Here is a 14,016-nt window from a genome sequence, read left to right as displayed (position 1 = left end):
TATCCAAATGAAATTAGGTGTTTATCCATTTCATAAAACCGATTGTGAGAATATGCTTTTTATAGGGGAAACTTTTTTATCCATAATGAATGAAGAATTATTTAGATCTGGTTATAAAATGAGAGGAAACTGTCTAAAAAGATTGTTGAGGGAATCAGATGGAGGTTTATTATGAATAGACAGCAGCGAACGAAACTGATTGAATATCAAACACGTGCCTATACCGAAGGATCTATTGAATATATTAATGATCAATGGGTTTTCTTTGATAAAGAAACGGATGAAGCATCATTATTGGAAGAATTCCTCCACCAGGAAGTAGAGATTTTTCGATTTAAACGCTGGAAAAAAGGGATATTATCTGAAGATGGGAAACTCGCAGTGGACAAAGAAATCCTTCTTTTGAAAGATCAAGACTCTGTAAGAATTAGAAAGCACCTTGTATTTTCATTAGAAAAATTACTAGAGGGAATGAATGATGATGCTTTTTTCCAATTTATCACAACATTAAATTCCTTGAGGTTCTCTATATATGATTGCATCTACTGCTATAATCAGCTCTCCTTCCTTGATCGAAATGAGAGAAAAAGCGGTGTTAATTTTATCGTATTTGACAACCAGGAACATATTTGCAGTGTACAGCATCATTTTAGTTACTTCGAAAAAATGAATGACCGCTTTGAATTTACATTAAATAGCGGAAAAAGAATGGTGATTGAGAAAATATCATCTTAACAAAGAAAAGTATAAGCGCCTTCGGAACATCAAAAGGCGAATGTTCCTGCGATGAATATTCGCTGATGCTTTCCTTTGTGGTCACCCCCGACAAGCACAAGACGAGCCTCACGGAAAGGCGAGCTCTACCTTTCAGGATTGGCTTGGAACCTCGAGGTCGACAAAAACGCGACGTCCTCCCAAAAGCTTCACTTTTGGTCGTGCGATGATTACGCTTCCGAAGCTTTCCTTGTCCTGTCGCATTGTCGACACTAGTACGTCCTGTACGTTGGGGGTAGGCGCTGGAACTAGACATAAAAGGTGACTCCTAAGAGCCACCTTTTTGTTATGTTATTTCTACTTTTTCCTTTAATCCTTTTTCAAATTCAGTTATGTTTAGCGGTTTATGAATATAGAAGCCTTGAGCATAATGGCAATTTAATTCTTTCAGAAGTTCAATTTGTTCCTTCGTTTCGACTCCTTCAGCCACTACCTTCACTTCTAAGCCATGCCCCATTGTAATAATTGCCTTCACAATAGCAATATCATACGTATCCACGCGCAAATTATTTATGAATGAACGATCAATTTTTAAAGTGTTAATAGGCAAATCCTTTAGGTAGCTTAATGAAGAATAACCTGTTCCAAAGTCATCGATCGACACCTTAACTCCGAGTTTTTGAAGCTCCCTCATGATCGGAATACTATAATCAATATTCGTTAGCATTGTACTCTCTGTCAGCTCAAGTGTTAAATACTGAGGCTCTAGTTTGGATTCGCTTAAAGCTTGTTTTACATCATTCATAAAGCCTGGCTGCTGAAACTGGTATGCTGACACATTCACTGCAACTGATAACTGATTACTTCCAAGTGTTTGCCACTTTTTATTCTGCAAACAGGCTGTCCGTAGCACCCATCTTCCAATCTCTTGAATAATGCCCGTCTCTTCTGCAAGAGGGATAAAATCTGCTGGAGATACGAGACCAAGCTTAGGATGATTCCACCGAATAAGCGCTTCACTGCCAAAGATTTTCCCGGATTCTAAATCGATTAACGGCTGAAACATTAGATAGAATTCATTTTTCTGCAAAGCTTTACGTAAGTAGCTCTCGAGCTCGAGTCTACTCAGCGCCTGCTCATTCATTTCAGTCGAGAAAAAAGTAATTTGATTTCCACCCTTGTCTTTTGAACGATTTGTCGCAATATCGGCATTTTTCAGAAGCTCATGTTCATCTGTCCCATCCTCTGGATAAAAACTGACCCCAATACTTGCGGTAACAAAGAATTCTTGATTTTCATGGTGAACTGGTTTTGAAATTTCCAATAAAATAGATTTCGCTGCTTTCATTACCTCTTCTACTTGCGCTTCCTTTGTGAGTATGACTGTAAACTTATCTCCTCCAAATCTCCCAATGTATGATCCGCTCGGGAGAACTTTTTCAATTCGAAAAGCTATATCCTTTAAAATCATATCTCCCGCAAAATGTCCAAGGCTATCATTGATTAACTTAAAACGATCAATGTCGATAGAAAGTACGGAAAGCATGCGCTTTTTCCGTTTTGCCCGCTGAAGCATTTGTTCAAGCTGCTCAGTAAATCTCATTCGATTTGGAAGTCCTGTATCATGGTCAAAATTCGCTAGTTCTGTAATCTTTTCTTCGATCTTTTTTTGCTCTGTCATGTTTTTTCCAATAACATATATTCCGACACATTCGCCATTAACTGTAATGGGAATATTTTTAAATTGAAATAAATTCATTTCCCCTGATTTGGATATGAGAGTAGCATTATAGTATTGTTCTTTGCCCTTTATCGCTCTGAAAAAGTGCATTCTTACCTTTGGGATGTCCTCGCTTAATACAATTTTAAAAGATGATGCACCCATTATCTCATCATGACGATAGCCAAACATGTCGTCAAATGCAGGATTCACATTTGTAAAGTGTCCTTGTAAATCAGTTGAATAAACAATATCTGTATGATTATTAAAAAGAGATTGATGGTATTGCTCAGAAATAGTCAAGCTTTCATGCAATTGCTGAAAATCTTCTTGCGAGGATTCCATCAAACGTGTAAGTGATGCTAAGGTTTTCAACTGTTCAGGCATCGAATATTTAAATGAAAGACCACGATTCTCCCGCTTTTCAAGCGATTGTTCTGACAGTGATAAGTACGTAAGAGATTGGCCTCCAAGCTGGGCCTTTCCTTCGTTTCCCGCTAATACCTCCCCATTTGAGAAGAAACCATTAGCTGGAGCAATACTCTGAAGCATCATTAGTTCTTTTTCTGAAAAATCTCGGGCAAACCGTTTTCTCGATAAGCTATTGTAGACAAAAATAGTTTCTACCGTCTTTTTTGCTAATTGCCTAAACCCCTGTAATGTTTGATCAATAGTTGCTTCTATATCTGGGAAGGAGAAAGTAAGTTTATCTCCTTCGGACACATTCCTGCTGACACGAATGGCCCCATTTTTCAAAATATCCATTATAAATAAAGAAACTTTCCCATCTTTTTGACTAACCATGAAAGGGAATTCAAATCTTGAATTAGAAATATCTTTAATAAAGCCTTCGCCCAAATAATGTTTTAAGATTTGCAAAGGTTTTTTCTTATCTAATGAATAGACAATATCACCATTCGACTTCGTAACGGCAAAAGCCTTTCCAACTTCCTGCCATTCAAAATGGCTTTGGACCTGTGCAAAAAGCTGTTTGCTTCGAAGGGCTACTCCTGCAACTCCCTGGCTCGTCAAATCCTCTCCCGCTATTGAAAAGGAATCTGAATTCGCTCGTGTATTTCCTGCAAGACCGCCTGACACGATAAGCTGCGGATTACCATCAAGGATCCCTTCTAATAGTGATTGAGAATCGATTTTATCTCCAACAGGAAAAATAATCAGTACTTTCGTATCAAAATCGATAATTTGCTCAGCTAACCTTTTTCCCATGTCATAACTGTTTTCAAAAGATTCCTGATGAAGCAAAGTAGACTTTACTTCTGTTTTATCAAATACAGTAAAAGAAAGAATCGTCTTATTTTCTGTGATATTTCCTTCAAAAATCTCACCAGATGCTGAACACCCAATAACTGCAGCAAGAGGCACCATTTTTTTTATGATGCTTTGCAAGTTAAATAGAGAATCCCTGTCTTCTATCCCTGAAAAAACTTGAACAAGGAGGCTAGGGTATTCTTTTAGTTCATGCATATCTATAAAGCTATTTAATTGATGTTCATCTTCATAAATACATGTTATTGTTTTCGCCATAGCTCCACCACTAATTCTGTTACATATTTATATGATAAAAATACCATAAAAACCGAAATGTTGATATGTCTAAAAAAAGAAAAAGCTGCCTTTTTAGCAGCTTTTTACTAGAAAATTGACAATTTTTATCAAAAAATGTTTTACATGAGGAAAGTTAATGGAAGTTTAACAAATCCTAAGTAAAGAACGAGGATAAAAGTTATAAGGAACAATAACCAAAACATTGTAGTTTTCTTTCCCTTAACCGAACGGACAATAATCATTTCCATCATACCGATTACTACAATTCCAAGTAATGACTTTAGGATATAAAGCGAACTGATGTTAATTTTACTTAATATTACTACACCTGTAATAATAATTAATAAATAGAAAAGCCTTAATACCATTTGAACTACTTTCAAGGCTCTAGCTTTTCCGCTCTTATGTAATCCTAAAGCTACAAAGAATAATACAAGTGCTAAAACCCATGTTGTTATGTGTGCGTGAATCATCGAATGGCCCCCTTAACTAAAATCGATACAATCATATCATATTTGGAGAAAAAAATGTAATTCACACTATTATCATAGGAGAAATACCATCCAATTGTCCAGCCAAATATTTCTAGGCACAATCTGTATATAGGCACATAGGATATAAAGAGAAATTAGCGTAAAGGATGTCAAAGATGCCAGCTATCGTTGGAGTCGTTCAGGTCGTTTCTATTGGGAGCAGCGGAGTATTTCATATCGGAGATGTTTATAAGATCATGCCACTAGCCAATGCGAAAACATTTTCTGGTGCAGGTTCCTTTAACACAGGTGATGGTCTAACTATTTATAATCAACAGAGCAGTACGAACACCTATGATTCAGACAGTTTGGATCAAGGAATTTTATTAAATGTTTAATAGTAGGGTGAAGAGAATGAACTTCTACATTAATCAATCCATTCATATTAATTTCATAAAGATCGGCGGTATTACTAACTCCTCAGTATTGCAGATAGGCAGTGCTGGCATTATTAAACCCGCTTCCTATCTATATAATACAGGAGGATTTACAGGGCCTGCTCCTCATCACCTCCTGCCTGGGGTAGGTGTTATTAGCGGAGAACCAACGCTAGAAGCACCTGCAGTGCCTTTACATTCTGCAGGAAGATAATGTGTGGCAATGATGTTCCGAAAAAAGTGAGGTGGTATGGATGGATCAGACATTATACTCTTACCTGCAAAAAATGCATATTTTTATAGAAGCACAAGAAAAAAGAATTATTTACCTGGAAAAAAAGGTAAGAGAATTAGAGAAACAGACGCAGGAATTGAAGACACGACCACCAATAACTGTAGATAGAATTGAATATAAATTCGACCAATTGAAGGTTGAATCATTAGACGGAACACTAAATATTGGATTAAATCCATCCGAACTTCAGGAAATTGAGGATTTTGCCATTAATAATAAGGGGATTCAGACTCCCTTTCAGCCAAAAGCCCATTTCCAAAGAACAATGGAAATCGAGGATGAAATCAATAAATTTTTGGAAAATGAATTACAGAGCGTAATTGAGGAAACAGCCCTTTCACTAAATAAATCTGTAGATGAATCATATATTTTATTCATTAAGGAAGATATAAAAAAGCAACTGCCTAACCGCATTGATTACCATCTTAAGCAACAACTTGCTGCAACAAACAGGGAACAAGGTACAGTACCTGATTTCAATGAAGAAATATTGGTGAAATTAAAGAAAGAAATTAAAAACGGGGTTCACACCTTTATCAGCCATTTGCCAGAACCAGAGAAAGGAATGGAAACGAATGAATTTTGAAGTGTATAACCGAGATATTTGCGTTGGTAATATTCGAGTTATCGGGGTAGCAAGCTCTTCACTCTTAATGGTAGGAGACACGCAAACAATCCAGCTTGCTTCTGTTTTTGATACGCCTCCTGAATCGTTAATAGTCGGACCATTTGTTCCATTGTCACCGAAGTGATGAGCCATGCTTAGCAGAACCTCAATTGTTGATCAGTTTAAGGCAGATACTCTTATCTTTTCATCTGTTATTGAAATTGGCGATTCAACCTATGTTCATGGATTTTCCCGTGCCCTCGCCGTGCATCGTGAAGCAGATACCTTTTTTGGAAATGAGGGGAATTTCTTATCTTTCAAAGCTTTCACGATAAGCGTTCCCCTCGTCCCCATTGAAGAAGTCATATCTATGCAAACCATGCATTTAAACCCTGCCATTAAGGTTAATAATATTGATATTAATGGGATATCAACATCTTCCGTTGTCCATATCGGCAGCAGCAAGCATATTTCTATGGAAGCAAGAGTTAAGCATATCCGGCAGTTGCTACAGCTTGAATGAAGAGCAAGATGGGAAAATAAAAAAATTGTAAAAGGAAGAGTTCATATGCCAGCCATTGTTGGTCCAGTACAAATTATGAATGTTGATGGCGGTATTGTACAATTTGGAGATGCTCTAAATGTATCGCCTAAAACTAGTGTGAAAACCTATTCTGGCCAAGGTGCATTAAATACCGGCGCATTGATTATTACGAACAATGGTATAAGTGGTACCAATGTCCTTGATACTAACTTAATTGACCAGCCTATTATAGGGAATAATTAAGAAAAGCGGCCGGATAAGGACTCACATCCTTATCCGGTCGCTTCTATAATTTAATAATATGTGCTCCATCAAAAAAGAATAAGTATCTCTCTTGAATGTCTCTTTTTAATATTTGTTCCAAAGCTCTTGCATACATATTAATTTGAACTCGGTAACGGTCCTCCAGTACCGTTTTTGCTTCGTCAATTCCGCCTTTAAAACGGCCGGTAATTTGATCGGTTTTATAGTCAACTAATACGAAGCCGTGTTCATCTTCAAAAAGACAGTCAATGATCCCTTGGATTAACACAGCCTCCTCTTCACCCTTCCATTCCGGATATATATCGCTTGCAGGCAAAGAAATACTGAAAGGAATTTCTCGGTTAATCTCTCTAGCCTGCATCATTCTTTTCCCTAGCTCAGTATGGAAAAACTGCTCAATTAATGAAGGGTCAATGGCTCTAAGCTGCTCTTCTGTCAGCAATTCTTTCTGAACCATTTCATCCATTTTAGCTGCAATTGATTTTACAGTGACCTGTTCTTTAAAGCTAATGTGCTGCATGACCATATGCATGGCAGTTCCCCGCTCTGCTGGAGATAATGACTTTTCTTGCATAAATTGTGGCCGGTTAAATAAAGGCTTTTTGATTGGATGAATGATTTCTAGCCCACTATCTTCTTGGGAAAATATTTCCTTTTGTCTTTTCACTTCAGAAACTGACTGCTTAGAACGATTCTTGGAAGCTTCTAAATGTGAATATTTCCATGATAACTGGTCCTCAACCATACTATTAAATGGCGATTGTACCGGCACTGCTTCACCTGAGAATACCATTTGCAAATAAGTGTCTTTTTCCGTTTCTATCACTTCAACAAGGTTTGCAACCTCTTCACTGTTAATAATCTGAACATTCCATGTTGAAGGATGGTCGGTAATGTCACTGGAAATAAGCGGGCTTACGCTGCTTTCATAATCTCTATGCCTCACTAGTGCTGGACCAACCCAATCAAGAAAGCTTGTCGCAGATGCACGATCAAATTCATTTAAAAGCCAATTTGGATTTTCGGCAGATTGCAGCCATTGGTTTACCTTTTTCTCAGCCTTTTTTACTGAAGATACTAAGTAAAGCTTTTCCTTTGCCCTCGTTAAAGCTACATATAGAACGCGCATTTCTTCAGAAAGCATTTCCATCTTCTTTTTCCTTTTAAAAGCAATTTGTGGAAGAGATGGATACGATATTCGTTTTTCAGCATTTACGTATTTTGCTGCAAATCCGTAATCCTTATCAAGCATATAGGCTTTTTTCAAATCCATCGTATTAAAATTCCGTCCAAGCCCAGCTATAAATACGAAAGGAAACTCAAGCCCCTTGCTGCTATGAATCGTCATCAGGCGAACAACATCCTCCTGTTCACCTAAAGCACGTGCAGCACCGAGATCATCTCCTCTATCCCGCATGCGTTCTATAAATCTTAAAAACCTGAATAATCCTCTAAACGATGTAGCTTCATATTGCCGTGCACGATCATAAAATGCCCGAAGATTCGCCTGTCTTTGTTTCCCGCCAGGCATGCCGCCTACGAAATCATAAAACCTCGTTTCTCTATATAACTGCCAGATGAGTTCAGATAGAGAGCCTTGCCTTGCCATTACGCGCCAATCCATTAGCTGATCAAAGAATGGCCGGACTTTTTCATATAATGATTCAAGCTCCATTGTAGGCTTGTTCTTACAAAATGATTCCACTGCCTCATAAAACGAAGCCTTCTTATGCTGAATTCTAATCTGGGACATGTCCTCCTCAGTTAACCCAACAATAGGGGACCTTAATACAGCTGCAAGCGGGATATCCTGATACGGATTGTCAATTATTTTTAATAGTGACATCATGATGGATACTTCAGTGGCCTCGAAATAACCCGTTGATAAATTTGCATATACAGGAATTCCCTGTTGCTTAAATTCCTCCATGATCTGAGGCGCCCATGTCATCGAGCGCAGCAAAATGACGATATCCCGATACTGAGCCGGACGCCCTGATTTGGTTTTTGGATTGTATACGCCCTTCCGCTCAGAAATGATTTCTTTAATTTTTGCCGCCATAAATCTCGCTTCCAGCTGGGACTGGGCAAGCTCTGCTGCGTCAAACCCTTCCTGCTCTTTGTCCTGCGGCTCTTCCTCTTCCGTCCCTTCTAAATCGATAACCGTTAATTCAATGGGGTAGGAGTCATCTTCTGGATATGGAGCACCTGCTTTCAGCTCCGCGGCTTCGTCATATTCAATTTCACCAACAGAAACGCCCATAATTTGTTTAAAAATATAGTTCGTTCCGTGCAGCACTTCTTTACGGCTTCTAAAGTTTCTGGCAAGATCAATTCTTAAGCCAGCTTCTTCTCCATTTTTCTCAAACCTGTTGTACTTGCTTAAGAATAGATTCGGTTCTGCAAGCCGGAAACGGTAAATAGATTGCTTCACATCCCCCACCATAAAAAGGTTGCCCGAATGCTCTGAGTCCAGGGTCACTAGCTGAAGTATCGCTTCCTGGACCATGTTCACATCCTGATACTCATCAACAAGAACTTCCTTAAACTGATTTCTGCAGGCAACGGCTGCATCTGAAGGTGTTAAAATTCCATCGTCACTCTTTTCAGAAAGTATATATAAACAGAAATGCTCAAGATCAGCAAAATCCACTAAACCTTTTTCTGTCTTTATTTGATTAAACCGAATGGAAAATTCCTTCACAATATAGACGAGTGTCTCAATATGTTGCTTCATTTCCTTCATATCTCGCAGAAAGCTTTCTGGCTTGCGGGCAAAAAGCTCATCCTGAAGATCTTGAATGATTTTTTTGGCCTTATCTCTCAGCTTCTTGGCCTTTTCAATTAATTCGCTATCATACTCATCGCCCTTGCAATTTTTTGCTCTGCCAAATGACCAAGATTGCATCGCCTCGTAAAGCGTTTCCCAGGAGTCTTTTTTAGCTTCCATTAGTGTATGGACAACATGAAGGTCGTCAACAAAGTTTTCTGCTCTTGGTGCAGGGCCTCCAGGCAGCTTTGTTAGCTCAAGCCCATATTCAAGAAGCTGCTTTGCCCCTTTCAGCTGAAGTTCCATATCCTGTAATAGGGACTGTACAAAAGGCATCTGTTCGATTTCACTATTTTCATCAACGTTATACATTTCGATGATGGAATCAAGGTAATCATCAGGTGAAGGATTTGAGCGTGCAAAATCATATATATCCCTGATAATATCTTGTAAGGCAGTGTCGCTTCTATCATTCGTAAAAGTATCAACAAGAGCATAAAACGGATCGTTGCCTTCTTTTCCATACTCCTCTTCGAAAAGATCTTCAAGCACTTCATCTCTTAAAAGCTGTGCCTCTGTATCGTCAGCAATTCGAAAGCTAGGATCAATATCGAGCAAATAGTAATATTTTCTGACCATTTCCAAACAAAAAGAGTGAAGTGTAGAGATTGATGCTTTATTTAAGAGGCTCAGCTGCTTTCGTAAATGGGCAGATTTAGGATTTGCATTAATCGCTTTATCAAGGGCTTCTCCAATCCGGTGTCTCATTTCTGCTGCCGAGGCATTCGTAAATGTCACAACTAGCAGCTCATCCACATTGATTGAATCTTCCTCAGATACAATTTTATTAATGATTCTTTCAACAAGGACAGCCGTTTTCCCGGAACCTGCTGCTGCTGCAACAAGAATGTCCTGGCCCTTTGCCATAATCGCTTTCCATTGATCATCGGTCCATGTAACATTCGCTGGCTTAGCTGGAATAGTTAATTTCATCCTTCCCTACCTCCTTTCGAATACTAGCAAGCACTTCATCTTTCGGCTGAGAAACAAGCATACGGTATTCACTTGCTCCTAGTGACTCATCGAATTGGCATACAGGCTTAAAGGAACAAAATGTACAAGGTGTTTTATCCTTCATTTTATAAGGAGAAATGTCCACTTTTCCTTCTGTAATTTGATTTCCTGTCTTTGTATACATTTTACGGACATACTGACGGAGATGATCAAATTCTTGCTTGCTAGCGATTTTGGAGCGTTTAGACAGCGTGCCGTCCTTCTTAAAGCCTGCAGAAATGATGGACGAGTCACCGTTATCTAATGTCTGATCCATTAGCTTAATTACATTTTCTTCCCCTAATATGAGGCCATTCATTTTAAACTTTTTAAATATCTCCTGCTCAATATCATCTAATGTGAGCATTTTTGAAGTGCTGATCATAGGATTGTGGACATGGAAATATAAAATCCCTGCTGGACTAGCTTCAGTCCCAATCAATGTATGAGAATGGGAGATAATAATATCTAAGTAAGTCAACATCTGCAGGGCTAAGCCATAGTAGACTTCATTAACGTTTATATCCTTCGAACTCGATTTATAGTCTATGACTCTTAAAAATACACCATCCTTGTCCAATGCTTTATCCACACGGTCGATCCTGCCAATTAGTTCCATTTTCGATCCATTTTTTAGCGGGAATGTAAGAGGAGGCAGATCCCCCTTAGGTCCAAAGCCGAGTTCAAGACCTATCGGTGAAAATCCGCTCATCTTTGCATGCTCACTTAATACATAAGAGGCACGGCTAATAATTTGCTCCAGCTTCCTTTTAATATAATAATGACGATTGGAGCTGAGCAGGATTTCATTTTGTAATTTTGGAGCGAGCATTTCGACCGCCTCTTGCGCTAGGATTTCACATTGCTGTCTAGTTAAATCAGTCCAGGAAAGCTTGTTGCTCATTACGGTTTCGGCGATGTATTTTAACGCAGCATGAAATAATTCCCCGATATCGGGAGCTTCAAGACGGAATACTTGACGTTCTCTTAGCTTTAATCCATGCTGGGCAAAATGCGAAAAAGGACATCCGTGAAATAGCTCCATTCTTGAAACACTTGCTTGAATGACATCTCCATATAAATCCTTGCTCAATTCTTCTCCTAATGGCTTTGTATGATTCTCGTAATTTAAACTTGATAAAACTTTAAGAGCCTGTCCTCTCCATTGTTCATGTTGTAAGAAATAATTATAAATATCCCACCAGAAATCATAAATCGGATAATTTCTTTTCTTTAGCTGCATTTGGGATGTTAAATAAGCTAAGGACGTGTGCAGATTTGCTGCATACTCCAGCTGTTCTATTTCCGGCAGCTCTGCAGGATCTGATAAATAATCATGGTGGACGCAATCAGGCAATAAATCTGTTAATCTTTTTATATAGGAAGACGGGAGCAATGCTTTTCCTTCCTCATTGGCAAGCGGATAGCTGATAAATAGCCAATCAGAAGGTGTGGCAAATGCTTTATAGGCTATAAATTCTTCATCTAGCAGCCGTGTTTTGCTGGCAGGAGCAATTTTTAAACCATTAACAAGGAGCTGTTCCCGATCACTGTCTGCTAACAGCCCATCCTCAGAAAATTTAGCTGGAAAAACACCATCATTCATTCCGATGATAAAGGCTGCTTTAATATCAGAAAGACGCGACATGTCCAAATCAGCAGCCATAACCTGATCCAATGCTGGCGGGATTAGGGTAAAACGAAGAGACTCCATTCCAGCTTCAAGGATGGAAGCAAACTGCTTCAATGTAGGTTCCTCTTCCCCGAGCATTTCTACATATTGGTCAAGCAGCTCCATAATAGCATTCCAAGACTGCTCGTGTTCACGGGATTTCACTAGATTGCCCTTCTCATCTTCTTCAAGCTTCCAGCGCTCCATTTTAGCCGGAACGTCTAATTCTTCGAGGTATAAATAGACAGCTTCACAATATTGCCGCCCCGAATGAGCTTTCTTTAAGCGGCGTGATAGTCTGAGGATTGGACCCGTTATTATATCTCTTAGATCATTTAGCTCCTGCTCGATTTCTTTTTCTGCATCCGTTTGTGCAAAGCTTTCAAACTCTAGCCCTCTAATTCTTCGATAAATCCATCTTTTCTTGTTCGTCCATTTATCTCCTTGAATGCCATAGGCTAAGCAATAGTTCTCAAGCCTGTCCATTTGTTCCCGTAAATGTTGAGCATTTACTTTTGCCGGAAATAATAATTCTGTTTTTACTGCTCTAAAAATCGGCTCATATCTCCAATTTCCGTTTATCACTTCAAGAGTGGAACGTATTAACTCAACAAGCGGATGATGCAGCATCGTTCTTTTTTGATCGATAAAATAAGGTATTTGATAATCATGTAAGATCGTTCCGATGATATCAAAATAATCCTGGCCATTTCTTGATAATATGGCAATATCACGATATCGAAGCCCTTCTAGTCGCACAAGCTGATTTATTTTTCTGGCAATGCCTTCAATCTCTGCCCTGCGATTTGCTGCATGGCCTATATGAACAGCTGTCTCCCCTTTATATCCTTCCGCTGGGCGTGATTCGAACTTTTCTTCAAGATGCTTTAAAGATGGCTTTTCCCATCTATTCTGGCCGTTTAAGATTACTTCTTCTACTTGAAGTCCGTTTCGTGCAGCGATTTCATAAATAGTCTGGCAAGTTTCGCCTGTCATTCTAAAGAGATGCAGTTCATTAGGTGGGTTGTGCTTATATGGCTGATCTAGGGTTAAAGCGATCGTTACTTTCTTACAATGTTTTATCAACTGCTCAACAATCATAAATTCTTGGGGTGTAAAGCTATAAAATCCATCAATATAGACTTCTGCTCTCTGTAAATATTCAGACTGTGCCGCTTTTTCCGCTAAGAGTCGAAAATAATCCTCGGAATCTACATATTTATCAATAAGTGATTCTTCAAAGCTTCTGTAAATGAGCTCAAGATCGTGAAGTTTATCTTGGAGAGCCTTATTTGTTTTATCTCCTTGTGTTAGTTGAGCTTGTTTCTCTGCAAGCTCTTCAGGTTGAACACAATATCTTTTAAATTCCGTCATCATTTGTTCTATTTGCTGAATAAATCCATTTTTATCGGCAGCACGCTGAAAAAGCTTTAGACTATCCTTTTTCTCGTCAATGATTTTTCGAATTAACATATTAATCCCGACACTGTTTAAATGATAGCGGCTAATACCGCCTGTTTCCTGAAGTATTTTCCAGGCAAGGCGAGTGAAGGAATATACTTGACTGCGGATCATACCGCCAAGACCCGGTGTTGAAATTAATTTATATTCTGATAGAAATGTCATTTGCTCAGGGACTAAGTAAATAAGTGGCGGCTCCCCAATTGGATCCCTTTTTAATTCAGCCCTTATTTCATTTAAACAATAGTCTGTTTTTCCACTCCCTGAGCGGCCAATTAATAAACGAACGGACATAGATAGCCTCTCTTCCTTTCGACATTACGTTCCATATTCTATTAAATATTTTAACATATAGGAGAGCATTTGTTTGGATTGGCCGAAGTTAAATTAATGGTAAATAAAATGCCGAAAAATACAAAAAGCGCGACTGATGATCGCGC

General features: G+C 38.7%; 11 protein-coding genes. 7 read left to right on the top strand and 4 right to left on the bottom strand.

Annotation, left to right across the window (positions count from 1 at the left end):
- Window positions 1–171: 171 nt before the first annotated feature.
- Window positions 172–735 carry a DUF2777 domain-containing protein gene (locus tag V7122_RS06850; RefSeq protein ID WP_335348063.1) on the top strand — a complete coding sequence of 188 codons (564 nt, stop codon included), beginning with the start codon at window positions 172–174 and terminating at the stop codon, window positions 733–735.
- A 325-nt stretch (window positions 736–1,060) separates the two neighbouring features.
- Here V7122_RS06850 and V7122_RS06845 read toward each other — a convergent pair whose 3' ends face one another.
- Complete coding sequence (locus V7122_RS06845; RefSeq protein ID WP_335526126.1) at window positions 1,061–3,979, bottom strand: EAL domain-containing protein; 2,919 nt, start codon at window positions 3,977–3,979, stop codon at window positions 1,061–1,063.
- A 140-nt stretch (window positions 3,980–4,119) separates the two neighbouring features.
- Window positions 4,120–4,473, bottom strand: a complete 354-nt coding sequence (locus tag V7122_RS06840; protein ID WP_335526125.1) for a YisL family protein — start codon at window positions 4,471–4,473, stop codon at window positions 4,120–4,122.
- Between the two features lie 176 nt (window positions 4,474–4,649).
- Between V7122_RS06840 and V7122_RS06835 the strand changes: the two genes are divergently transcribed.
- The 6 genes from V7122_RS06835 to V7122_RS06810 are packed head-to-tail and all read left to right on the top strand — an operon-like array spanning window position 4,650 to window position 6,599.
- Complete coding sequence (locus V7122_RS06835; RefSeq protein WP_335346017.1) at window positions 4,650–4,871, top strand: spore germination protein; 222 nt, start codon at window positions 4,650–4,652, stop codon at window positions 4,869–4,871.
- A 16-nt stretch (window positions 4,872–4,887) separates the two neighbouring features.
- A complete protein-coding gene (locus V7122_RS06830; RefSeq protein WP_335346018.1) occupies window positions 4,888–5,124 on the top strand; it encodes a spore germination protein GerPB in 237 nt (78 codons plus the stop codon).
- 40 nt (window positions 5,125–5,164) lie between these two features.
- On the top strand, window positions 5,165–5,791 hold the full coding sequence (gene gerPC / locus V7122_RS06825) for a spore germination protein GerPC (protein ID WP_335526124.1): 627 nt from the start codon (window positions 5,165–5,167) through the stop codon (window positions 5,789–5,791).
- A complete protein-coding gene (locus V7122_RS06820) occupies window positions 5,781–5,957 on the top strand; it encodes a spore gernimation protein GerPD (protein ID WP_335526123.1) in 177 nt (58 codons plus the stop codon). The genes gerPC and V7122_RS06820 overlap by 11 nt, the downstream gene beginning before the upstream one ends.
- A gap of 6 nt (window positions 5,958–5,963) precedes the next feature.
- Entirely contained in the window at window positions 5,964–6,335 is a 372-nt protein-coding gene (locus V7122_RS06815; RefSeq protein ID WP_335346021.1) for a spore germination protein GerPE, read from the top strand.
- A gap of 45 nt (window positions 6,336–6,380) precedes the next feature.
- Window positions 6,381–6,599, top strand: a complete 219-nt coding sequence (locus V7122_RS06810) for a spore germination protein (RefSeq protein WP_335346022.1) — start codon at window positions 6,381–6,383, stop codon at window positions 6,597–6,599.
- 43 nt (window positions 6,600–6,642) lie between these two features.
- On the opposite strand, the gene addA is transcribed toward V7122_RS06810, so the two are convergent.
- Window positions 6,643–10,383: a helicase-exonuclease AddAB subunit AddA gene (gene addA, locus V7122_RS06805; protein WP_335526122.1), complete on the bottom strand. Its 3,741-nt coding sequence runs from the start codon at window positions 10,381–10,383 to the stop codon at window positions 6,643–6,645.
- Window positions 10,361–13,870, bottom strand: a complete 3,510-nt coding sequence (addB, locus tag V7122_RS06800) for a helicase-exonuclease AddAB subunit AddB (protein WP_335526121.1) — start codon at window positions 13,868–13,870, stop codon at window positions 10,361–10,363. The genes addA and addB overlap by 23 nt, the downstream gene beginning before the upstream one ends.
- Between the last annotated feature and the right edge of the window lie 146 nt (window positions 13,871–14,016).

Source organism: Bacillus sp. JJ1532 (assembly GCF_036965085.1).
Lineage (GTDB): Bacteria > Bacillota > Bacilli > Bacillales > Cytobacillaceae > Cytobacillus.
The sequence above is the reverse complement of the archived record's forward strand: the minus strand, read 5'-3'. Positions and strand labels throughout refer to the sequence as shown.

Bases quoted from the DNA above. Each gene is read 5' to 3' on its own strand.
- V7122_RS06830 (WP_335346018.1), top strand. From the start codon at position 4,888: ATGAACTTCTACATTAATCAATCCATTCATATTAATTTCATAAAGATC.
- V7122_RS06820 (WP_335526123.1), top strand. From the start codon at position 5,781: ATGAATTTTGAAGTGTATAACCGAGATATTTGCGTTGGTAATATTCGA.
- V7122_RS06840 (WP_335526125.1), bottom strand. From the start codon at position 4,473: ATGATTCACGCACACATAACAACATGGGTTTTAGCACTTGTATTATTC.
- V7122_RS06845 (WP_335526126.1), bottom strand. From the start codon at position 3,979: ATGGCGAAAACAATAACATGTATTTATGAAGATGAACATCAATTAAAT.
- gerPC (WP_335526124.1), top strand. From the start codon at position 5,165: ATGGATCAGACATTATACTCTTACCTGCAAAAAATGCATATTTTTATA.
- V7122_RS06815 (WP_335346021.1), top strand. From the start codon at position 5,964: ATGCTTAGCAGAACCTCAATTGTTGATCAGTTTAAGGCAGATACTCTT.
- addB (WP_335526121.1), bottom strand. From the start codon at position 13,870: ATGTCCGTTCGTTTATTAATTGGCCGCTCAGGGAGTGGAAAAACAGAC.
- V7122_RS06810 (WP_335346022.1), top strand. From the start codon at position 6,381: ATGCCAGCCATTGTTGGTCCAGTACAAATTATGAATGTTGATGGCGGT.
- V7122_RS06835 (WP_335346017.1), top strand. From the start codon at position 4,650: ATGCCAGCTATCGTTGGAGTCGTTCAGGTCGTTTCTATTGGGAGCAGC.
- addA (WP_335526122.1), bottom strand. From the start codon at position 10,383: ATGAAATTAACTATTCCAGCTAAGCCAGCGAATGTTACATGGACCGAT.
- V7122_RS06850 (WP_335348063.1), top strand. From the start codon at position 172: ATGAATAGACAGCAGCGAACGAAACTGATTGAATATCAAACACGTGCC.